21 protein-coding genes and 1 other RNA gene are annotated in these 23,108 nt (G+C 43.4%); 6 read left to right on the top strand and 16 right to left on the bottom strand.

The genetic code is table 11. The annotated features are described in order from the left end of the window. Positions 1–207: 207 nt before the first annotated feature. The 13 genes from K6G33_RS14200 to K6G33_RS14140 all read right to left on the bottom strand — a co-directional run bounded on the left by K6G33_RS14200 (position 208) and on the right by K6G33_RS14140 (position 16,371). A complete protein-coding gene (locus K6G33_RS14200) occupies positions 208–1,032 on the bottom strand; it encodes a putative ABC transporter permease (RefSeq protein ID WP_296780749.1) in 825 nt (274 codons plus the stop codon). A gap of 3 nt (positions 1,033–1,035) precedes the next feature. Next, positions 1,036–1,704, bottom strand: coding sequence for a lactate utilization protein (locus K6G33_RS14195; RefSeq protein WP_296780746.1), 669 nt, complete (start codon positions 1,702–1,704; stop codon positions 1,036–1,038). A gap of 70 nt (positions 1,705–1,774) precedes the next feature. Beyond that, a complete protein-coding gene (raiA, locus tag K6G33_RS14190; protein WP_296780744.1) occupies positions 1,775–2,302 on the bottom strand; it encodes a ribosome-associated translation inhibitor RaiA in 528 nt (175 codons plus the stop codon). Between the two features lie 141 nt (positions 2,303–2,443). Further along, a complete protein-coding gene (locus tag K6G33_RS14185; RefSeq protein ID WP_296780741.1) occupies positions 2,444–3,805 on the bottom strand; it encodes a penicillin-binding transpeptidase domain-containing protein in 1,362 nt (453 codons plus the stop codon). Beyond that, a complete protein-coding gene (locus K6G33_RS14180) occupies positions 3,802–5,094 on the bottom strand; it encodes an FtsW/RodA/SpoVE family cell cycle protein (protein WP_296780739.1) in 1,293 nt (430 codons plus the stop codon). Before K6G33_RS14180 ends, K6G33_RS14185 begins: the two co-directional genes overlap by 4 nt. Then, complete coding sequence (locus K6G33_RS14175) at positions 5,084–5,503, bottom strand: FHA domain-containing protein (protein WP_296780736.1); 420 nt, start codon at positions 5,501–5,503, stop codon at positions 5,084–5,086. The genes K6G33_RS14180 and K6G33_RS14175 overlap by 11 nt, the downstream gene beginning before the upstream one ends. Positions 5,504–5,631: 128 nt before the next feature. After that, the gene (ftsH, locus tag K6G33_RS14170) at positions 5,632–7,542 is read right to left on the bottom strand and encodes an ATP-dependent zinc metalloprotease FtsH (RefSeq protein WP_296780734.1); all 1,911 of its coding nucleotides are present in this window, start codon (positions 7,540–7,542) and stop codon (positions 5,632–5,634) included. Positions 7,543–7,560: 18 nt separating this feature from the next. Further along, the gene (gene tilS / locus K6G33_RS14165; protein ID WP_296780731.1) at positions 7,561–8,901 is read right to left on the bottom strand and encodes a tRNA lysidine(34) synthetase TilS; all 1,341 of its coding nucleotides are present in this window, start codon (positions 8,899–8,901) and stop codon (positions 7,561–7,563) included. Next, positions 8,898–10,253: a replicative DNA helicase gene (gene dnaB / locus K6G33_RS14160; RefSeq protein ID WP_296780729.1), complete on the bottom strand. Its 1,356-nt coding sequence runs from the start codon at positions 10,251–10,253 to the stop codon at positions 8,898–8,900. Before dnaB ends, tilS begins: the two co-directional genes overlap by 4 nt. A 12-nt stretch (positions 10,254–10,265) precedes the next feature. Then, positions 10,266–10,712, bottom strand: a complete 447-nt coding sequence (rplI, locus tag K6G33_RS14155; RefSeq protein ID WP_296780727.1) for a 50S ribosomal protein L9 — start codon at positions 10,710–10,712, stop codon at positions 10,266–10,268. A 21-nt stretch (positions 10,713–10,733) separates the two neighbouring features. Continuing rightward, the gene (locus K6G33_RS14150) at positions 10,734–12,713 is read right to left on the bottom strand and encodes a DHH family phosphoesterase (protein WP_296780725.1); all 1,980 of its coding nucleotides are present in this window, start codon (positions 12,711–12,713) and stop codon (positions 10,734–10,736) included. Between the two features lie 22 nt (positions 12,714–12,735). Next, positions 12,736–14,577, bottom strand: coding sequence for an RNase J family beta-CASP ribonuclease (locus tag K6G33_RS14145; protein WP_296780723.1), 1,842 nt, complete (start codon positions 14,575–14,577; stop codon positions 12,736–12,738). Between the two features lie 534 nt (positions 14,578–15,111). Further along, positions 15,112–16,371: a sodium:alanine symporter family protein gene (locus tag K6G33_RS14140; protein WP_296780720.1), complete on the bottom strand. Its 1,260-nt coding sequence runs from the start codon at positions 16,369–16,371 to the stop codon at positions 15,112–15,114. Positions 16,372–16,497: 126 nt separating this feature from the next. On the opposite strand from K6G33_RS14140, the gene K6G33_RS14135 reads away from it, so the two are divergent. From K6G33_RS14135 to rnpB, 3 genes are all read left to right on the top strand, one after another. Further along, positions 16,498–16,950, top strand: a complete 453-nt coding sequence (locus K6G33_RS14135) for a PH domain-containing protein (protein ID WP_296780717.1) — start codon at positions 16,498–16,500, stop codon at positions 16,948–16,950. Further along, on the top strand, positions 16,940–18,403 hold the full coding sequence (locus tag K6G33_RS14130; RefSeq protein WP_296780715.1) for a PH domain-containing protein: 1,464 nt from the start codon (positions 16,940–16,942) through the stop codon (positions 18,401–18,403). Before K6G33_RS14135 ends, K6G33_RS14130 begins: the two co-directional genes overlap by 11 nt. A gap of 32 nt (positions 18,404–18,435) precedes the next feature. After that, an RNA gene (rnpB, locus tag K6G33_RS14125) (RNase P RNA component class A) lies at positions 18,436–18,782 on the top strand. 39 nt (positions 18,783–18,821) lie between these two features. Here the strand turns inward: rnpB and K6G33_RS14120 are convergent. The 3 genes from K6G33_RS14120 to K6G33_RS14110 form a co-directional block, all read right to left on the bottom strand. Then, entirely contained in the window at positions 18,822–19,682 is an 861-nt protein-coding gene (locus K6G33_RS14120; protein WP_296780712.1) for an AraC family transcriptional regulator, read from the bottom strand. Positions 19,683–19,795: 113 nt separating this feature from the next. Continuing rightward, positions 19,796–20,050: a hypothetical protein gene (locus K6G33_RS14115; RefSeq protein ID WP_296780709.1), complete on the bottom strand. Its 255-nt coding sequence runs from the start codon at positions 20,048–20,050 to the stop codon at positions 19,796–19,798. Between the two features lie 50 nt (positions 20,051–20,100). Continuing rightward, positions 20,101–20,922 (bottom strand): DNA glycosylase, encoded by an 822-nt coding sequence (locus K6G33_RS14110; RefSeq protein ID WP_296780708.1) that lies wholly within the window; start codon positions 20,920–20,922, stop codon positions 20,101–20,103. Positions 20,923–21,032: 110 nt separating this feature from the next. Here K6G33_RS14110 and K6G33_RS14105 point away from each other — a divergent pair, with 110 nt between their 5' ends. The 3 genes from K6G33_RS14105 (at position 21,033) to K6G33_RS14095 (ending at position 23,101) form a co-directional block, all read left to right on the top strand. Continuing rightward, the gene (locus K6G33_RS14105) at positions 21,033–21,920 is read left to right on the top strand and encodes a TPM domain-containing protein (protein WP_296780706.1); all 888 of its coding nucleotides are present in this window, start codon (positions 21,033–21,035) and stop codon (positions 21,918–21,920) included. Positions 21,921–21,970: 50 nt separating this feature from the next. Continuing rightward, positions 21,971–22,663 (top strand): GTP pyrophosphokinase family protein, encoded by a 693-nt coding sequence (locus tag K6G33_RS14100; RefSeq protein WP_296780704.1) that lies wholly within the window; start codon positions 21,971–21,973, stop codon positions 22,661–22,663. 135 nt (positions 22,664–22,798) lie between these two features. Next, positions 22,799–23,101, top strand: coding sequence for a hypothetical protein (locus tag K6G33_RS14095; RefSeq protein ID WP_296780702.1), 303 nt, complete (start codon positions 22,799–22,801; stop codon positions 23,099–23,101). Positions 23,102–23,108: the final 7 nt, after the last annotated feature.

The following is a 23,108-nucleotide window of genomic DNA, read 5'->3' as shown; positions in this document are numbered from 1 at the left end:
GATAGGGCGCTCATGATAATAAAAAAGCCCTGCAAGTTATGCAGGGAGCGCCCTATCAGAGAAAAATTCAAGCTGGAAGTTTTAGGAAAGGAGTTTGAGGAAGAACCCTTTTTCAAAAGGGTTCTTCCTCAATATCTCACGTAAAAACTTCTGTATAAGTATCGTGCTTAATAAGCTTCCTGTAACGAAAAAACTGAATTTTATCCGTCAGAATCTTTTTTTGATGTCTTTTCTGAGTTCCTCGAGCTGTTCACGAAAACCCTTTACAGGATAAAGCTTCAGCTTAGGGAATGCATTTGCAAGACGTTTGGATGTAAGTGTGCGTTTTTCGAGAAGTTGCTTGTACTTTTCAGCAAGATCATTGAATCTTTTTCTATGTACTTCTGTCTTTTCATCAAGCTCGTTTTTCTTATCCATGACAAGCTCTACTCCGTCGAATAGCTTTTGACCTGTCTTGTCGGATATCTTTCTCATTTCAGCTGAAATATCTTCAAGAAGTTTGAGTTTCTTCTTGATATGGATAATAGCCATGACAGTGATTATCATATCGCTGATGAAGCCCACCATGATAAGTGAAAGTATCACAACGCCGAATCGTTGTGGGATTTTTGAAACGAAGCGTTCCACTGAAGGGTGAATAAGTCTCACTGCCACAAGGCATGCAACTCCCCACAGAAGGGAAAATTTGAGGCAGATATAGCCCTTCAGATTAAATCGTTCCTTAGAGTAATCCCACCATTTCTGATTGAATATTTTTTCGAGCAGAAAACCTGTTAGAAGCTCCAGTGATGTTGTGAGAAGGACTGCTCCGACGTACAATACGATGAGGTTGTCTTTTATTGGTTCGAGTGCATAACAGACTATTATCACTCCGAATCCGTAAATAGTGCAGTACGGACCGTTAAGAAACCCTCTGTTGATGAATTTGCCGTGTTCTACAGCCTGATAGACTACTTCGAGACACCAGCCGAAGAATGCATAGATAATGAAGTAACTTACTGTCCTGAAAACAGCAAGTGAAGTTTCATTCATATATCAGTATCCCAACTCCTCTCCGACGATTATAACCTTTATACGTCCTTTATGGCGCTGGTGAGCTGAAATAAGGTAGTTGCAGCATATTCTACTGTCAGAGGAGCAGCCGTCGCTCATCTGGTGATCCGATCTTGACAGCGATACACATTCGCCCTTTTCCTTGCAGTATGTTGCGCAGTCAAGGCGAATACAGTTTGGAGGTGCAGCCATAGTTTTTACACGTATCTCAGCTTCATGCAGGTCTCTTACTATTTTATTATATCCGGCGATAATTATTACTGATTTTGGACCGTAAGCTATTGCAGCGATCCTGTTGCTGTTTCCGTCAACGTTATAAAGCACACCGTCTTCGGTTATGGCATTAGAGCTGGAAATATATACATCGGCTGAAAAACTGCGTATATAGAGCTCTGAGACCTCTTCGGGAGTCATTTTTGAGCGGTCAAGATAGTTGTATTTTGGAGAGCTGAGAAGCTCTGCAAGACCACATTCCTTCATAGTCATAGTACCGCCGTTTGTGATAACGTCGCCCTCCTTGATAAGGGACTCGACTATCCTGCTAACGTCTTTCGAGGTCGGAGCATAATAGAACTCCATATTATTTTTTTTGAGGTTTTCGCCGACCTTGTTTATTCTTTTTTCTATGATCGTTTTTTTATTAGTATCCATATTTTTGCTCCTATCGTGAAAAAATCAATATGCGGGACATTACGTCCCGCATAGTAAGTTTTAAGTAATATCAGCCTAAATCAGGCTCAAGAACGGAATAGTTTCCGTCGTCACGCTTGTACACAACATTGATCTGACCTGTTTCAGCGTTTGAGAACATGAAGAACTCATGGCTGAGCATATTCATCTGGAGGATAGCCTCGTCGATATCCATAGGTCTCATCTTGAACTTCTTGTGCTTAATGACCTCATAGTCAACTGTTTCTGGAACAGGGTAAGCAAACGCCTCCTTAAAAGCTGTATCCTTGAGCTTCTTCTCAACCTTTGTCTTGTTCTTTCTGATCTGTCTGATGATCTTGTCGATAGCATCGTCAAGAGCAACATACTTGTCTTCAGCAGCGCGTTCTGCTCGGAAAATAATGCTGTTATATTTAACAGTAAGCTCAAGAATGATTTGTGTCTTGATCTCGGAAATTACAATCTTAGCATCAGCATCGTCGCCAAAGAATTTTCCAAGACGTGAGTCAATTCTCTTTTCTGCATACTCCGTAAAATTGGTTGGGATCTGCATCTTCTTAGCTGTAATAGTTGTTTTCATATTAGTCCTCCTTTAGCTTTACAAAAGTAAAGCATTAAGTTTATGGTTATATTATACCATAAAAATAGATAGAATACAAGAACATTTTATGAATTTTGTTTAGGTGCACAAAGCATTTTTTATATTTTGTTTAATCTGACATCAATAATTGTTTTTTAAATTATCAAGCAGTACCTGTGCGACCTGCTCTGTAGTGAGCGAACCGCTTGCCTTATTCTCGATAAGAATGCAGAATGCAACAGGTAATGACGGATCGTCAACAAAGCCAACGAGCAGTGAATTTTCCTTTGCGCCTTCTTCCACCTGAGCAGTACCGCTCTTGACACCGACGGTATAACCGTTAATAAGGTAGGAGTACCTGTCAGCACCATTTGTAAGCATTATCTGTTTTACTGTAGAAGCAGTCTCCTCCGAGAAAATCTTATCGCTGTAGCGTGTCTTGGCTTTTTCCTTGATTTTGCCGTTAAGATCGGTCACATGGTCAATGAAGTAGGGCATGGTCATTTTGCCTGTACCGTTTGCAATAGCGCTCTCCCACATCATGAGCTGTATGGGACTTACAAGCGTATCGCCCTGACCGATACAGCCCCATTGTGTCTTGAACTGATATTTATCTTCAAGGGTAGTGGAAGCCGTTGCGCACTGTATACCGTTGATATCAATATATTGAGGCTTGCCGCCGTTAAGGACATATCCCATTTTCTCATACTGCTTTTTCAGTTTATCGAGCGGCAGGTCATCGTCCTCTACGAGCTGAGCAAAGAATGGATTACAGCTGTTTTCAAAGGCTTCCTGTATGTTCTGGGTACCGTGACCGTAGATATTATGACAGTCGATATCGTTGCCTGTACGATTGGTATATTTTCCGTAACAGGTGTAGCTTTTGGAGAACAGCTGGCTGCTTCCCATTATTTCAAGGGCAGAAATAACAGTTGATACCTTCTGTGTAGATCCTGGAACTGTTCCGTAAAGAGTCTTTGACATAAGAGTAGCATCTTCAAACTGGTTTAAATTGTCATAGCCCTTTGTAACGTCCAGAGAGGGGAGACTTGTGCAGACGAGCATCTCACCTGTTTTGTAGTTATAAGCTGCAACACAGCCGTGCATATAGCCGTATGAGTCATATACAGCGCGGTTAGCTGCATGGTTAAGGGTAGTATAGATAGCTGCCTTGCCGCCCGAATGGCGAAGTCCTTCAGAGAAGCCGTAGTTGTTGAGCTTTTCAAGATTCTGCGCTACGAGAGTATTATCCATCTGACCCTTATCATCGCCTATAATATTTCCGCAGTCGATAAAGTAGTTGTCGGGATACTGTCCCTGACCTGTTCCGTCAAAGAGTACGTCGCCCTTCCTGTCGTAAACATAGCCGAGTTCACGTTTATCCGAGTTCATCATGTAGAAAGATGACTCATGTAGTATCTTCAGTACAAGAAGTGCCATACCTGCGGCAAAAAGCAGTATAATAAGTGTGATTATTCGCTGTGTCCTTTTTATACTTTTCATTCCTGCCACCTCCATGCGGGAACAGGCTCTTCCTGTTTAGTTTGCTTAGGTTCCTTGAAAACAGGGGATTGAGCCGCTATGAGCATTCCCACCATGATCCCGCAGACCATAAGAGAGCTGCCGCCCTCGGAAATAAACGGTACAGTTACACCTGTGAAAGGGATAAGATTGCATGAACCAAAGATATTCAGTGCCATCTGTACGATAAAGGCAGCGCTTATGCAAGCTGACATCGTTCCGTGATAGTATGAACGAGCGGGATTGATAAGCGGAACTGCTGTGATGACAATTATTGTGAGTATCATCATAAGGGAGAAAAACAGTCCCCATTCTTCACTAACTGTTGCGAAAACGATATCATTTTCGTGGGCGAAAACGTTTACGAGAAAGCCCTTTCCGGGACCTACACCGAACCAACCGCCGTTGGCTATGGCGATAAGCGCCTGAGACTGCTGATAACCGTCGCCTGTCTTATCGCTCCATATATCAACGTGCAGACGGTGCTGAACGTAATCAGGAGCATATTTCAGCGCGATGCAGAGGCAGACAATACCTGCGATTATTCCAGCTATGAGCTTCTTCTTGGAGAATTTTGCCTTTGGATAGCAAATACGGAGCAGAAAACCTACAGCATATATGCTGACAAACGTAGGAAGGCTTCCGTAGTCATGAGATTTTACCTGAACAAGACATATTGCAGCCATAATGCCGAATACCACAAGATTATCGTACACAACATTGAACATAAGGACTTTATGTTTGTGCTGCTGGTCTGCGATAGATGTAGCGCAGGCGAGAACGAAAAGCGGTTTCAGGAATTCAGACGGCTGAATTGAAAGAGGACCTATTTCGAGCCACATATTCTCAGCATTCGTGAACAACAGCATTATCAGGAGTATGACTCCTATCGCAGCATAGATGAACTTTTTATTCTTCTGGAGAAGCTTATGGTTCTTGCAGAGGATATAACTACCCTTGCAGGCTGCAAGACATACGATACAAGTAATGAAGTGCTTTTTATCAAAGCCGACTTTTCCGAAGCATGATTGGAAGATCATGCTCATATTCAATACAAGTATGAGAAGAAAATCCAGAACGTATGATGACTGCTTAAAAAAGAGTATTATAACAAAATAGGCAATATCGAGGATAATAACAGCAGCTCCGAGGACAGCGATATCTTTTGTCTCGCTGTAATTTCCGTTGAACCATATATTCACAAGCATTGCCGAATGTGCTATAAGTACAAAAAGACAAGAAAAAATGTATGCAACAGGGTTAGCGTACACGCTCTGACCTCCTTTTTCTGAAAACAAGTCTTCTGTTTCCGAGTTTGATTTCATCATTTTCGTGGAGAGCGGACTCTCGTATCAGGTTGCCGTTTACGTATACGCCTGATTTTGAACCGATATCCCTGATCGTCCATACGCCCTCTGCAACTGTAAGAATTGCATGGTAACGTGAAACAGACATATCGGGAAGACGGATATCCGCAGAAGCATGACGGCCTATAAGAACCTCGTCACAGCCGAGCTCGTATATCCTGTTCTGTTCAACAAGCTCCATATCTTGTGAAACAGTGTGCCATTTCTTTTTTGATGATCTTTTTTCGCAGTAGGCTGTTATGATGAGAATTAGTATACACACGTCAAGAGCAGCTGCTGCAACAGCACAAAGTATCAGGTTTAGTGAATTCAAAAAAACACCTCCGAATTTTTACATCGTTTACTATTATATCACAAGGAATCGAATATTTCAACTCGTATGGGAAGATGAGCAATTTTTGCAAAAAAATCCCGAAGAATCGCATCTTCGGGATAGTTTTATCATGAATCAAGTTCTGTTGACTCGGTGTTGTCATTTTTTTCTGTAGCAGTAGTATCTACAGGATCAGAGAGATCAACGACGAGTTCGCCGCGCATAAGCTTCTCGAAGTCATCTCCGTCGATCTTCTCATACTTGAGAAGGTACTTTGAAAGTGCATGTACCTTGTCTGCATTTGCAGTAAGGAGAGCAACACAGTCCTTGTAAGCCTTTTCGATGATGGAGCGAACTTCTTCATCTATCTGAGCAGCTACCGCCTCGCTGTAGTTCTTGGTATGACCGTAGTCCTTGCCGAGGAATACCTCATCATTGTCGGAGCTGTATGCTACAGCGCCGATCTTTGAAGAGAATCCGTATTTTGTTACCATGTTTCTTGCTGTAGCGGTTGCACGCTCGATATCATTTGAAGCACCTGTGCAGATATCGTCGAGGAATATCTCCTCACTGCATCGACCACCGAGAAGAACGATGATACGCTCTCGCATCTTATTGCGTGTAACGTGCTGATCGTCTGTATCGGGACGGTGAACAGTCATACCGGCAGCCATACCACGCTGAATGATAGTGACCTGGTGTATCTTATCCTGACTGTCAAGCATGAAGCCGGCAACAGCATGACCTGCTTCGTGATAAGCTGTTATGCGCTTATCGCTTTCGGTAACGATCCTGGACTTCTTCTCAGGACCGGCAATAACTTTAAGAGTAGCTTCTTCGATATCAGCCTCTGTGATCGCATGACGCTCATTTCTTGCAGCAAGGAGAGCTGCTTCATTGAGGACATTTTCAAGGTCTGCACCTGTGAAGCCCTGTGTAGTTCTTGCGATCCTCTTGATATCGACATCAGGACCGAGAGGCTTGTTCTTTGCGTGTACTGCGAGTATCTCCTCACGCCCCTTGACATCAGGGTAGTTTACAACGATCTGTCTGTCAAATCTGCCCGGTCTGAGAAGAGCAGGGTCGAGGATATCACGTCTGTTAGTAGCTGCGATAACGATAACGCTCTCATTGCCTGTAAAGCCGTCCATTTCAACGAGAAGCTGGTTAAGAGTCTGCTCACGCTCATCGTGACCACCTCCGAGACCTGCACCTCTGTGACGGCCGACAGCATCGATCTCATCAATGAATATGATAGCAGGTGCGTGTTTCTTAGCCTGTTCAAAGAGGTCTCTTACACGCGATGCACCGACACCGACGAACATTTCAACGAAGTCCGAACCTGAGATAGGGAAGAACGGACAGCCTGCCTCACCTGCAACTGCTCTTGCAAGGAGAGTTTTACCTGTACCTGGAGGGCCGAGAAGAAGAACGCCCTTTGGAACCTTAGCACCGAGTTCAGTGTACTTCTTTGGATTCTTCAGGTAATCAACGATCTCGACGAGCTCCTGCTTTTCTTCATCTGCGCCTGCAACATCCTTGAAGGTAGCTTTTCTTGCACTTGCGCTGTTTTTGAGGTTTGCTTTGCCGAAGGAAGTGTACTTTCCGCCGCCGCCGCTCTGCTTCATCATGAAGTAGAGGATAGCGATTCCAAGCAATATAGTGAGTATAACAGGTATGAGCGAGTAGAGCCATGTCCTGTCAGTAATCTTGATATAATCCTGTTTCAGTGGTTCATCGGGATATTTTTCATTGTATTCCTTACGGTAATTCTCGGTATCGCTGAGGAAGATATTAACATTGGGGACGCTGTAGTGTTTTTCTACCTCTTCGCCTCTCAGCTTGTAAACAAGGTCGCCCGTGCCCAAGTCGAGTTCGTAATACGAAACCTCATAATTGTCAAAGTAGCTGATAATTGTGGTATATTCGGTCTTATTGCCCGTACCGTTGAGTCTTGAGCTTACATATACCAAGCAGCATACAGCAATGATGATAAGCAGAAGGTACGTAAAAATACCTTTATTCTTTTTTGGTGTCAAATTATCCTCTCCATTCTCTTATGATCGTTTTACCGAAATTTTCAGGACAGTTGATGTATTATCATCGGGAGCTACCCGATCGGCAATACCGATGCCCTCCGCGAAGATAGTTCCTTCCTCGTCTTCCAGAAAGTGAAGAGAGGAGCGCATTTCAGGCAAAATCTTTTCATTAATAAGTTTTTTTATGGAAGAAGTGAAATTTCTTCCTTTAAGACGGATCTTGTCTCCGAATTTTCGGCTGCGAACAAAAACCTTTCCTCTTATTTTATCATAATCTATGACATAAAATGTGGATTTTTTGTTAACAGTTTCAAATTTCTTAGAATTATCACATTCAATCACTTCACATACAAGTTTGCAATGGCTAAATATCGCGTTTTCACCGATCACCATTTCTTTTTGTACAAACATTTCGTCATTTTCACGAATTTTTGTGAGTGTAAGCTTACTGCTACTGCCAATAAGAAAAATATCCTTTGAGATATTCAGCTTTCCGCCGTTAATAGCAATATTATCAGCTTCTTCGAGTCTCTGGCGCGAATAGGGAAGGCTGTTCAGCGCAAGAAGTCTTGCGATACAGCGTTTTCGTATAACGCCGTCATACTGTGACAGGTTTTGAAAGCAGTTCCCGTGCAGACAATCAGCCATAGCCTTGTCGGTCATTTTCTCGATCAGTGCATTTTCCTCACGCAGAGTAGCAATCGTACTAACAGATGTTTCAGTCACAGAGCTGTTGAACTCAGCAAGAAGCGGGACTATCCTGTGACGTATCTTATTTCTCGTGTAATCGTCCGAAAGATTGGTACTGTCCGTGACGTAGCTTTGAGACTTGCTGCGAAGAAAGTCTTCGATCTCAGCGCGTGTTACGGTAAGAAGGGGACGGATAATATTTCCGCGCACAGTTGGGATACCTGCCAGTCCCTTGATGCCTGTACCCCTTGACAGATTCAGGATAACAGTTTCAAGATTATCGTTGGCATTATGAGCAGTTGCAATTTTCTTACCGCAGGATACTTTTTCAAAAACATCATATCTCATTGTGCGGGCAGCTTCTTCAACTGACATTCCACTTTTTTCTGCAAGTGACATAACGTCGCATGATACAGCGATGAAGCTGATGCCAAGCTTCTGGCACAGGTCGCGGCAGAACGCTTCATCGCGGTCACTTTCCTCACCGCGCAGACAGTGATTGACATGGACAGCTTCAACAGTGATATCGAGCTTCTCTCTGAGCTCATACATGGACAGAAGCAATGCAACGCTGTCAGCACCTCCTGAAAGACCGCATACGACTGTATCTTTCTCATCAAGCAGGGCATTTTCTTTTATGAATCCGAATATCTTATCTAATATCATCATACATTCTCCGGAGGAGCATTATAATCAGGATTTGAAAAGCGTGTATACTGACCGTCCCAAATGAGTTCGACGGTACCTGTCTCACCGTGACGGTTTTTTGCGACAATACATTCTGAGATATTCTGCCGCTGGCTTTCTTTATTGTAGTAAGCCTCGCGGTAAAGAAAGAGCACTATATCCGCGTCCTGCTCGATAGAACCTGATTCACGCAGGTCTGAGAGCATCGGGCGTTTGTCTGTTCTGCTTTCAACAGCACGGGAGAGCTGGGAAAGAAGTATTACGGGCACATTCAGTTCCTTTGCCATGACTTTGAGTTGACGGGTGATCTCACTGATAACAGTAACTCGGTTGTCTGAGTGTGAAGTTGATTCCATGAGTTGGAGATAGTCGATGATAACCAGTCCGAGATTTTTTGTTCTGCGGAGCTTTGCTTTCATCTGCTGAACGGTCATACTTGCGGTGTCGTCGATATACAGCGGAATAGTGCTGAGATAGCCCGCACTTGTTGCCAGCTTTACCCAGTCATCACCTGATATTCTGCCGTTTCTGAGTGTATTTGATTCAACAAGAGCCTCTGTAGATAATATTCGAGTAGCGAGCTGTTCTTTGGACATTTCGAGGTTGAAGGTTACAACTTCTTTTTCGGAGCGTCTTGCAACGTTGGTCGCAATATTCATGGCAAAAGAAGTTTTACCCATACCGGGTCGGGCAGCAATGATTATCAGGTCAGACTTGTTAAGACCCGATGTTATGCTGTCAAGGAGAGTAAAACCTGTTCTTGCTCCGACATATTTTTCCTTATCCGGACCCGATATTTTTCCAAGTCTGTCATATGCTTCGGCAATCGCCTCAGACAAGGGAACAAGTCCTTTTACATCACGTCCCTGACGTATATCGTATATTTTCTGTTCGGCAGCATCGAGAAGCAGCTGTGCGTCCTGTTCGCCTGACTGTACGTCTTCAAGGATAGACCTTGCGACAAAACTGAGGCTCCTCAGGAAGTACTTATCCGCAACGATCTTGCAGTAGCTCTGTATATTTGAAGTTGACGGAAGAAGATCGCCTATCTCTGCAAGATAACGTCTTCCCTCGGCGGGGCTTTCAAAAATATGCTGCTTTTCAGCTTCGTTCAGGACTGTGACGATATCAACGGGCAGACTCATGGAATTCATCTGGAGCATTATCGAGTACAGCGCCTTATGCTGCTCATTGTAAAAATATTCGGGCTTTATGAGCTCGATAACATCTGACAGAACAGAGGGCTGGGAGATAATTGCTCCTAAAACGGATTGCTCCGCCTCGATACTGTGTGGCAGTTCGCGGGCGGAGAGCAGAATTTCATTTTCATCCATATCCTTCACCAATCAGCCTTCGCTGACTTCAACATCAATAGTCTCGGAGATACCGTTGTAAAGCTTGACAGTTGCGGTATATGAACCGAAGTTCTTGATATCGGTACTGAGAACGATCTTTTTCTTGTCAACAGTTACTCCGAACTGTTTTGCGAGAGCATCTGCAATGTTTCCTGATGTTACAGAACCGAAAAGCTTGCCGTTAGAGCCTGCTTTTGCTGTGATATCAACACGCTTGCCCTTTATTTTTGCAGCAGCTTCCTTTGCGTTCTGCACATCAACGTCAATCTTATGCTGAGCAGATGCCTGAGCGCCTTCGAGCTTGTTCATATTTGCAGCAGTTGCCTCTACTGCATAGCCCTTGGGAAGGAGCATATTGCGGGCATAACCGTCCGCAACATTTTTTATCTCACCTTTTTTACCTGAACCCTTTACGTCCTGTAAGAAAATTACCTTCATTATTATTACCAACCTTTCGTGTTACGATTCAGAACTGCTTTTCTGGCAGTCGTCGATAGCGTATATAAGTGATTTTACAGCATCTTCCATAGAAACGTTCTCCAGCTGGGTCGCAGCCATGGTCTGATGACCGCCGCCGCCGAGCTGTTCCATAATTACCTGGACATTGAGAGCACCAAGAGATCTTGCTGATATATTTAATATATTACCTGTCCTGTAGATAACGAATGAAGCTGCAACATCGGTTATGCTGAGCAGTTCATCGGCAGCCTGAGGTGCAACAAGACGGATATCATCTGATTTGAAGTCGGCAGCTGCAATAGCACAGTTATTATGTATCTTTGCTGAAGCGACTATCTGAGTTTTTCTTCTGTATGAGTCGATGGAGTTGGAGAACAGCAGTTTTACGGCAACGGTGTCTGCGCCGAGCTTTTTCAGGTAAGCAGCTGCTTCAAATGTTCTGACACCAGTTCTCATAACGAAATTCTTCGTGTCGAGCATAATGCCGGCAAGTAAAGCGTCAGCATGGCAGCTTGCGATCTTTTCTTCGTTTTCGCCATCATAATTGAAGTACTGAATGATCTCGGTAACCATTTCAGAAGCAGAAGAAGCATACGGTTCATGGTGGAAGATCACGGCATCGTCGATAAAGTTGACTGTTTTTCTGTGATGATCCACAACGACGATGGACTTTGCCTTTTCGTAGAGCTCATGGCTTTCGATATAGTCCTTGTTATGGGTATCAACGATAATGAGCATATCGTTGGGACCTATCATCAGCTCTGCCTCCGAAGGGGTAACGAACAGACCGCAGTTAGTTTCCTTATCGACCATTTCAATGAGGTTAACAGCAAGGTTTTTGGAGCGGTCTACAGCGATATAAGCTTCCTTGCCGAGTATTTTTATAGCACCTGCAAGTCCGCAGGCAGCTCCTACCGAGTCGAGATCGCCGAAGCGGTGTCCCATAATGAACACCTTGTCGGAGCTCATTATAAGATCCTGCATAGCGTTGGCGATAATCCTTGTCTTTGAGCGCGAACGCTTCTCAACGCCCTTGGATACGCCGCCGAAGAATCTGTAACCGTTCTCGGTCTTGACAACAGCCTGATCGCCGCCTCGTCCCAAAGCCATATCAAGGCACTGTCTTGCGATGCTCTCGCTCTCGGAGAGAGATTTTGCGCCCTGACCCACACCAATGGAGAAGGTCAGAGGATATTTTCCTGCTATCTTGATATTTCTTGCCGCATCGAGTATCTTGAATTTGCCGTCAATGATCTCTTTTATGTGGCAGTTTTCGATAATAGCGTAAAAAGTATTGGGCGAAGTCTTCTTTATGAAGCCGTTTGTCCTGCTCATAAAATTCTCTATGAGCTTTTCGGTCTCAACAGATGTCTGAGCCTTTTCACTTTCCTTTGCATTCTGCATGATATCGTCATAATTATCAATAGTTATGACGAGAACATTCGGGTGCGATTCGTCCATAGCTTTTTTAATGGCATAATAATTTGTATTATCATGGAAGTACAGCACGAGGAACGACATATCGTTCTTGTCGAATTTTTCGGCAGTAACGTTATATATACAGCCTTTTATCGGACATATCGCAGAGCCGTTTGAAACAAGTGAATCAATGTCTATCTTTACAAAGCCTTCAAAATCAAGTCCGTAAACGTCCTGACCAAGTCCGATCTTTTCGGCAAATATCTGGTTGTACCAGACAAACTGCCTCTGATCGTCGATGACCGCGACAGGAGCGGGGAGAGAGTTCATAAATTCAGCGGCGGAGCTTTCAAGATGCTGGTTCATCTTTGAGATGCGCCGCATGGAATTTCTTGAGTAAATGACAGTATATCCTATACTGATAAGTATCAGTACAGCCGTTGAAATATAAAATATCATAAACTTCTGGTCGTTTTTGCCGATCAGAAGAAATGAAGCGACGAGCGCACCGAGAGTAAGAAGGTGCAGGATCATCAGGACTGTCGGGAATTTATTTTTCAACTTTTTGCTCCTTTCGGACAGATCAGGTCTCCATAATGATAGGAAGTATCATCGGGCTGCGCTTTGTTTTCTGGTAAATATAATCAGAAAGAGCATCGCGAAGCTTTCCTTTAAGAGAGTTCCATTCTCTGAGCTCTCCTGAAGAACAATTTGCCAGTGTATCGGAGAGAAGTCCTCTGGCTTCGACCATGAGCTCTTCGGATTCACGCACGTAAACGAATCCGCGTGATATGATATCTGGACCTGCAACGATCTCATTTGTATTTTTCTCGATACCGATAACGATGATGATAAGACCGTCCTGTGCGAGATGTTTTCTGTCTCTGAGAACGATGGAACCGACATCTCCCACGCCAAGACCATCAACGAGAACTCGTCCTGCGGGCACCTGTGAAACTATTTTCATGGTATTTCCGTCTGTTTCAATGACGTTACCTATCTCAGCGATAATGACATTTTCCTTTTCAAGACCCATCTGACGGGCAAGGTCAGCGTGTTTTTTGAGATGCTTGTACTCGCCGTGAACAGGAATGAAGAACTTAGGCTTTATGAGAGCCTGCATGAGCTTTAGCTCTTCCTGACAGGCATGACCTGAAACGTGTACCTCATACATTGCTTCGTATACGACCTCGGCACCTGATTTCATGAGTTCATTGACAACTCGTGTAACGAACTTTTCATTTCCTGGGATAGGTGTGGCGGAAATGATAATGAAGTCCATAGGTGTGATGTTTACCTTTTTGTGGTCGTTCATAGCCATTCTTGTAAGAGCTGACATAGGTTCGCCCTGACTTCCTGTTGTTATGAGGACGATCCTCTCGCTCTCGTAGCGGTTCATCATCTCGATATCAATTATTATACCGTCAGGAACATCGAGGTATCCGAGCTCTATGGCTGTATTTATGACATTGACCATGCTTCTGCCGAATATAGCGACCTTTCTGCCATACTTGACAGCGCAGTTGATGATCTGCTGAACTCTGTGTATATTAGAGGAGAATGTGGCGATTATGATACGTTTTCCTTCGCCCTTCTGGAAGAGCTTGTCGAAGGACTCGCCGACAGTACGCTCTGAATGGGTATATCCTGGGCGCTCGGCATTGGTCGAGTCAGCCATAAGAGCGAGTACGCCGCGGCTTCCGAGTTCACCGAATCTCGCAAGGTCTATTATCTTGCCGTCGATAGGGGAATAGTCCACCTTGAAGTCGCCTGTGTGGACAATAACACCTGCTGGAGTATGGATCGCCATACCGACAGAGTCAGGTATCGAGTGGTTGACCTTGATGAATTCGACAGCCATGCAGCCCATTTTTACAGTTTTTTTCGGCTCGACAACGTTGAGTGTGACTTTGCCCGAAAGTCCCTGTTCCTTGAGCTTTCCTTCGATAAGACCTATGGTAAGCCTTGTAGCGTAAACAGGTACGTTAATCTTTTTGAGAAGATATGCAAGACCGCCGATATGATCCTCGTGACCGTGAGTGATAACGATGCCGCGGATCTTCTCCTTGTTCCTCTCGACGTAGGTGAAATCGGGGATAACGATATCAACGCCCGGCATATCCGCATCAGGGAACGCAAGACCGCAGTCGAGTATGAACATATCGTTGGAGCACTCGAAAACAGTCATATTCTTACCGATCTCATTAAGTCCTCCGAGAGGTATTATCTTGACAGGAGTCTTTTTTACTTCCTTTGGTTTTCTTGTCTGTGTTTTTGTTTTTGCGGGAACTGATGTGTTTTTCTCAGTTTTTGCAGTTTTTTCCTTAACAGTTTTTTCTTTTACAGAAGTCTTTTTTCTGTAGGTTCTCTTAGGCGCTGCAGATGTAGTCTGCTTAGTCTTGCTGCTTTTTTCTTTTTCGTTCACTATATGACCTCACTTTCAGTAATCGGGAAGTACTCCGCATGAACGGTGCGAAGAACTTTTATCAAAAAAGAAGCTTCAGTCGAAACGATCAGTTTTTTGCATTTTTACCGCTTAATGATAAGTATATCTGAGCTCAGAAACAGTATTTTGACGTTTTGAGGCGATAAAAATCCTGACCACATAAAATTCAGGCAAACGTACAAGCTTATTACAGAAGCTGGACCTGTTCAATTATGTGATCTGAAGGTATTCGATTTTTCCCGAAGCAATAAAGCCGCATTTACGCGGTTTTTATATCTTAATGACGATTTTTCGTCATAAAAGCCTATTTTATATTTAACACGCAGCCGTGTAATGAACATAACTATACAAATATAATTATACCGAAATGAAAGCTGTATGTCAATAGTAAAATCACAATGGACACAACATTATGCAATATAAATAAATTTTTGGACAGGGGTGAATTTTTTACAGCATCGTTCGCTTAAACAACGTATTTACGTTTATATTGACAGCTGCTCCCTGACGTTTTTATTTATTGGCAATATCCGATGTTTTTATTCCGCGGGTCACTTTTTTTGACAGCATTATCAGTGCGAGTATGTTCGTGAACGCCATCATACCGTTAAATATATCGGATAGAGTCCATATGGTATCGGCTCTGAATAATGCTCCGACCGACGCTGCCGAAGAAAATATGAAAGCGTATTTTGCAGCCGATGTCTCCGGGAAAAGATATCTGAAGGCAGTTTCGCCGCAGTAGTACCAGCCGATGACTGTGCAAAAAGCAAAAACGGTCATTATACCTGCAAGAAGTATATCAGTGTTCTGTCCTGTTAAAGGAAGAAAAGCGCTTCTTATAGTCAGGTCGGATGAACAGCACAAAACGGTAAGAGCTGTTATCGTGCAGCATATTACCGTGTCTGTAAAGACCTCAAACATTGCGCAGATGCCATATGTATGTGAAGCTTCCGAAGAACTGTGAAGAATGGGAGAGCTCCCGAGACCTGCTTCGTTTGAGAAAACACCACGGCGTATCCCTGCCGACATAGCGCGAGAAATTGTATGACCGCAGAAACCGCCTAACGCCTGCTCGAAGCCGAATGCTTCGTGAAATATCTTGCTTATCACCGTCGGCAGAACATTACGGTTCCTGAAGATCAGCAGCAGGCATATCACACTATACGTGACAGTCGCAGCAGGCAGAAGGAGCTGCGCTGCTTTGCCGATACGCGCAGCTCCTCCGCTGATGACTGCAAAGACAGCGATAAAAATAATTATAGCAAGCATTTGTCTGCTAATGTGAGTGCAGCACATTATGCTCTCGCTCATGGTGTTGGTCTGTGTCATTCCTCCCATGCCAAATGATGCAAGGATACAGCATACGGCAAAAAACACAGCAGCTTTTCTGCTGCCGATACCCTTGCTTATGTATGCCATGGGACCTTTGCAGTTTTTACTGCTGTATTTTGCTGAAAGGATATTTTCTGCGTAAACTGTCGCCATACCGCTGAATGCTGATATCCACATCCAAAACACAGCTCCTGCTCCGCCAATTGAAATTGCAGATGCAACACCTATGATATTGCCTGTACCCATAGCTGTTCCCAGCGACATACAGACTGTGCGGATATGCTCGGAGCGGATATTGCCTTTTGAGATCCTTTTGATGATATATGGGAACATTTTTATCTGTATACCCTTTAATTTTACTGTGTATAATAATCCTGTAAAAATCAGAAGAAAAACAAGTCCGTTTCCCCATACAAAACCATTTATCCTATCAAGCATATACCGCAGGAACTCCTTTACATATGAGCGTAAAATTTACAAATTGTTTTTAATTTTTGTTTTACATTAAGGCTGATTTATGGTATAATGTCTATAAAGTGCCCAAATGGGGAGGGGATCAGGCAAGTGAAGCATTATTATCCTGACAGGCATTGTCTGTCAACGCTGCGTATAATGATAACAGCTCTGTCTGTTATTATTCTTGCTGCGGCGAAATATTTTATTCCCATAGATAAAATAGTGTTTATTACTACCTTAGTTGTAGTTTTTATAGCTTCTTTTGAGATGTTCGTTCATCTGCCTATGTATTTTACATCAATAAGTTATTCCGCTACAGATACAGAAATAATGAAAAGCAGCGGAGTTTTCTTCAAAGTTCATCAATCTGTACGCTATTCATCAATACAATACACCACCATTGTAAGCAGCCCTTTTTCACAGTATACTGGATTCAACTTTATAATATTCTTCGTGTACGGCGGTCAGCTGAGACTTCTTTTCCTGAAACAGTCAGATGCCAAGGAAATAATCAAGTTATCCGGAGGTATAAGTGTAAAGGGGGGCGATTATGTACCGTGAGCATCCTCTGAAAATATTGAAATACTCTGCAAAGAATATATGGCTTCTTATTTTTCCGCTTATTCGCGGCATCTACACTTATCATTTTGACAAGGACTGGTTCTACAGCTGGGTGAAAGGCGCGTGGTTCGATATCGCCGTTCTCGGAGCTATCATTCTTTTCGGATTCATGAGATGGGTCTTTTCAAGGATAGATTTTACACGGGAAGAGCTGGTGCATCGTGACGGCATATTCATAAGGGTCAATACCTATATACCATATAAAAATGTCAGCTCGGTCACGGTTGAAAGACCTGTTTACCTTGCACCGTTCCGCGCAGTAAGATTTCGGTGCGACACAAGGGCGGGCATATTCAAGACAGTAGACCTTAAACTGCTTGTCAGCCGCAAAACGCTTCGTGCAATAATGCACAGTATGCCTGATATTGACGACGAGAAGAAGATCAAAGGGATACCTCAGCCGACATCATTGTCGGTGCTTTTGTTTTCAATATTCTTTTCCAGCGGATTTTCGGGAACCGTTTACCTGGCAACGTTCTTCTTCAAGGGTGGAGACATCGCATATAAGATCATCAGCCGTTCACTGAATATACTCACTGCCGAAACTGAAAAAATAACTGATAATCTGGTGCTGAAGATACCTACAGCAGCAATTTTTATCGGAGTATTCTTCATCGCATCGTGGTTTTTGTCCTTTATCGTGAACATTTTCAGATACGGACGCTTTACCGTTGAATGTGACAAGAAATGCATGAAGGTAGGCTACGGCATAATCGACCACAAGGAGTACCGTATAAAGAACTCACATATCAATTACACCGACCTGAGACAGAACATTATCATGAAGCTTATGGGTGCAGTTGCGGTCAATATAAGCTGTGCAGGCTACGGTGCTTCCAAAAACAGGCTGCCTGTGCTGCTGCCTGTCAAACTCGAAAAGAGCCTCGGAACAAACCTACAGGTTATAGGGATCTATAGCGGTATAAAAAACCAGTACCGTGCTCAGCCTGCGGGAATAGGTTCTTATCTGCTGAATCCGCTTATAGCGGCGGCTGTTATAATACCGCTGCACGATATGTTTGTGAAGCTTTTTCCGCGCTTTGCCGAGCTTTCGTTCTTCGTGGCCGTCATGCTGGAAATACCAGCGGTATGGTTCATAATCGTCAAATTCGTTGCTCTTATGACCAGCGGTGTCACACTTTACGATGACAAAATAATGATAAGATGCTCGTCATGGACAAAATTCCATACAGTTGTCTCGGAAAGAGATAAGATAGTGAAGCTTGAGCTCCATCAGAACTATTTACAGGCTATGAGCGGACGCTGTGCTATGTGTATATGGTTCGAGGGAGAGGAGCACAAACGCTTAAAAATAAAGGCTATGAAGGTCGAGGAAGTAAGAGAGATCGAAAAAATACTCGGTCACAGACTGGGAGAAAAAGTTCGTGCTTGACTTTTTCTCGTAAAAATGTTATTATATTCAAGTGAGCAGACTATGCGGTAGCGGAAACGATCAGTTTACGAGGAAAGTCCGTGCATCATAGAGCAGGATAGCTGCTAACGGCAGCCGAGGGCGACCTTAGGGCAAGTGCAACAGAGATATACTGCCGTCCTTTCGGGCGGTGATGGTGGAAAGGCGAGGTAAGAGCTCACCAGAGTGCCGGAGACGGTACTGCTATGTAAACCCTATCCGATGCAACGCCTATTGGTATCTGTTATCATAACGTCGGCTCGGCGGATAACAGATAATGGCGGCTTGAGCTTATCGGCGACGATAAGACTAGATAAATTACCGCACACGACAGAACACGGCTTATCGGTCTGGTCATAAAAAAAGAGAGCTTCGGCTCTCTTTTTTTCATTATATCTTATTAATCGCGCCACATCTTCCTGTAGGCGAAACAGGTTAGGTTCTCGGCTTTTTTGAATTGCCTTGCAAAATAGCTCTGGTCGTTGAAGCCGCAGAGATGTGCCACTTCTTCAACGGATTTATCCGAAAATCGCAGGAGCTTTTTTCCGTAATTGATACGTGCATTTATGATATGCTGGAAAATGGTCTTGCCGTAGATACGCTTGTATTCGCGGGTAAGATAGTATTTGCTTATGTAAAATTCCGAGGAAAGTTTTTCAAGCGAAAGGTCTTCGGCAAAATGGTCGTCAATATAATCGTGGACAGCAGCAAGCTTTTGCTTTAATGCTGAATCGAACTGCTGCTCTCCGTTTACCGTCAGTGCAAGCGTGAGCAGATCAACGATGAGCTTTGAGGTCATTATTTCGGCATCAGGAGCTTTTTTCTCGTTAATGTCGATTATCTCTGTTATTGCAGACACTACCTTGTCAAAGAAATGCGGTCTGAAAACATTCTTTTGGTTTGAAACGAAATAATCATAGTACTGCTGCGAGGTGCTTCCGTTGAAATGCACCCAGAGTATCTCCCACGGATCGGAGTCGGAGCTTTTGTAATGGTGCGAAAGTCGGCAGTCAATGAACAGGCATTCGCCCTGAGTGAGGGTATAGTTTTCATGACCTACAGTAAGCTCGCCGCGTCCGCTGATAACAGCAAGTATAAGAAAAGATTCAAGATTCTGCCTTTGTGTGGTAGCAGAGTCTTCTTTTTTTTCACAGCCTGCTTCCTGTATATAAAAGAAAGCATTTTTTGCTGATGGACTTGGTGTACTGATGATTCGTTTGGAAAGTTTGTTTTTGTAGTTTGACGGATCGTGCTTTTCCATGACCGACCTCCTTTGCAAAGTTATAAAAGAAATACTGTACTGATATTATACCATGTTACGAGCAAAAAGTCCAGTATTGGGACATAGTGTACGGACATATAATATGATATTGTTCATCTGAGAAGCCAAATGGCGAGTGCTCCCACTGTTACGGCAAGAGCCGAGAATACAAGGTAACGGCGGCGTTTCCTTGATTTTTCAGCGTATTCGCTGCTTTTGATGCTTTCAAGGAAACTGCCTGCTGCTTTTCGGGAAGCAGCCTCCGAGAACATAGTAATATTCGGCTTTAAATACAGTATCGCCTTTTCAAAATAAAGACTGTCGGGATTTTTTATCTCTATGATCTTTCTGTTCACGCCTTTTATCATAATACCTCCGAAAATATCTTTTAGCGAAAGTATTGGCAATATGTCAGGATTTATTCACTCTGCTTGGTGATGCTGCGTATGTAATGGAAAAGATACTGCTGAGCAATGCCTGCGTTCTCTCTGGCAAACTCAGGGAAACCGTCGGGATAATACTGAGCAAGGACTCTTTTGATCCACACATCTATCGGGAAGGCTTCTGTTCTGTACATACCGTACAACAGGACGCATTCAGCAACTTTTGGACCTACGCCCTTGATCTGTTTAAGAGCAGCTCTTGCTTCGTCTATAGGCATCGCAGCGATCTCGCGGAGTTTTGCTGTGCCGTCCGCAGTCTTTGAAGCTGCATCGGCGATGTACTTTGCCCTGAAACCGCTTCTGAGGTAGGCGAGGGAGTCTTCATTTTCCTGAGAGAGCTGTTCGCATGAAGGAAATTTACTGTGGTAATGCTCGCACAGGCGGTCGATTATGCCTTTTATCCTTGGAATATTATTGTTCTGGGAAATAATAAAGGAAATAAGACATTCCCAGCTGTCCTGTCTGAGGAGCCTTATCCCGCCTGCAAAGCTACAGGCTTTTGAGAGAGTTTCGTCTTCGGAGAAACAGCGTTTGAGTTCAGAATAGTCGGTTTCAAAGTCAAAGTATTTTATCCACTTTGAAATAAAATCGTTCTCATCGGTATTATGAAAAATAAAATTTCCTTTTTCTGTCTGCGAGACCATGAGCTTATCATTGACAAAAGAACCTACATAAGTGCAGTCGTGATCCGAGGCTATTTTCTTCCAGCGGAATGCCTGACCGCAGTCGAGGGTCTCGTCAAGGTCAAGATCAGGTTCGTATACGATGATGTCATTTCCCTGTACACGGTAATCCATATTTTCCTCCTTTTATAAGTTCGGAACGTGAAAATTAATGTTTGCACTTGATTTTTCAATTAAATTATACTAAAATATAATAGAGATTACAAGAGCAAGGAATGATTTTTTTGAGAAAATTTTTATCTGCCGCAGTTTTTGCAGCTGCACTGACACTTATAATAAGCAGTTGTTCTTTCAAAGACAGTTCTGATGAAAAGGAAGCACGTACACCGGCTACAAGTCAGCCGTTTACCGAAAGAGAAGTAGAAGATGCAGATGGCACCTATATTTTTGACAACGCAAATCTGCTCGGTCCCGGTGACGGCATAGCCTGCAATGACTATGCTTGCTGGCTTTACAGAAAAAAACTCATAAATACTGCAGTTATCACCGTTAATGATCTTGGAGGTAAAACTCCTTACGATTATGCTCTTGACGAATATAACAGGCTGTATGAAGGCAAGGGCAGCGGTATTGTCGTCCTCGTGAACAACGCGACCAACAATGATATCGTTTTCAAAACAGGAGCCTGTCTGACAAATATTTCTCAGAAAGCTCAGGATAATGCCGTATACTGGGCTACGAAGGAGTTTATAGACGGCAATTACAGAAGAGGTATAATGCGCCTTCTTCAGCTTGCCGAGCTTTGTCCCGAAAATATCGTCGACAACGCAGATGTGTTTGATGGGGAGCAGCTCACAAAGCTGCAAAAAGGTCTTTCGACCTGTGATGGCAGCGTTATGCTGATAGCTTCGTGCAACAACTCCGAAACGTCGAACGAGAATATACTGAAAAGCTATTATGCTCGCAGATATTACAGCGAAAACGGCATAATGCTCATGCTTGAGACAAATTCAAAGAAGATAATAGCATTCTCAGATGATGGATTCACCGAAAAGTTCAAGACAGCACTGGATAAAGCAAATGAGCTTGCCGCCAAGGAAGACTACTACGGTGCTGTGACCGAAGTGATAGAGAGCCTCGGCGGAAAAGTTCCGTCCGAAAAGAAAAAATAAAAACAGGTTTTATCTGACATAACCGTGAAAATATAAAGAAAGGAAATAATATGAGTGAAATAGATTTTTATGCGGAAGCATTTGACAATCTTCCCGCACTTGCCAGCAACAGTGAATCGGTGAAGGAAACGTTTTCACATGTTTTTTATGATTTTCTTCAGCTCCAGCATCTGTATGATTCGGCAATAGAAGTCGTAAAGACATATCTTGGGATACTTGACAACGAGTTCAGCGTAAAATTTCAGCGTAATCCTATACATAATATCGAGAGCCGCCTGAAATCGCCCCAGTCCATAATCGGAAAGCTGCAAAAAAAAGGACTTCCGCTGTCCACCGAAGCTGCACGGAAAAATCTCCTCGATATGGCAGGGATACGTGTTACCTGTTACTACATTACCGACATCTACGCTATAGTGGAGATGCTCGCAAGACGTGACGATTTTACAGTTATAAAGCGAAAAGACTATATAAAGAATCCAAAACCGAGCGGATATAGAAGCTATCATATCATAGTGAATGTTCCCGTGTATCTATCCACTCATAAGGAATACGCTCCGGTGGAGATACAGATAAGGACTATCGCTATGGATTTCTGGGCAAGCCTTGAGCACCAGCTGAAGTATAAGACATCTGCTGCCATTCCGCCGGAGATATCAGAGGAACTGAAACAGTGTGCGGAAAGGATAGCTGAAACAGATATGCAGATGCAGCGTATCTATATGCAGATAAATGATATGGAATAAAAATATCTCATGACATGAGGACTTTTTTCGCCCCAAAGCCGCACAATGTGCCCTTGTTTACGAAAAAATACCCGTTCACATGCTGTGTTCCCGATGTTATAATATATGTACAGAATAACAGAAAGGAGCATAAAAATGTTCGGGATCGTAAAAACAAAAAAACATGAGGTGCGTGACAAAGCTGTATATATGGAGATATTCGGTGATAATAAGGTAGCATACAGGGTTCTGAGCGGAAGAATGGAGCTGTACGGCGATGAGATAATTACATATGGCATTGAGGTCATTGACCATAAAAGCGGCGACAAGGAGATCATATCCGATTTTTCACGCAATATCGAAGATGCAGTTATTTTTGCCGAGGAGCTCATCGCTGCAAAGAGCCGTCCGCGTCAGCTATACGGAAAGGCGCTGGGCTTTTTGAAAGTATCAATATAATTTTTTT

Origin of the sequence: Ruminococcus sp. (assembly GCF_024691275.1) — a bacterium.
Classification (GTDB): domain Bacteria; phylum Bacillota; class Clostridia; order Oscillospirales; family Ruminococcaceae; genus Ruminococcus.
This window is presented reverse-complemented; position numbering and strand designations above follow the sequence as displayed.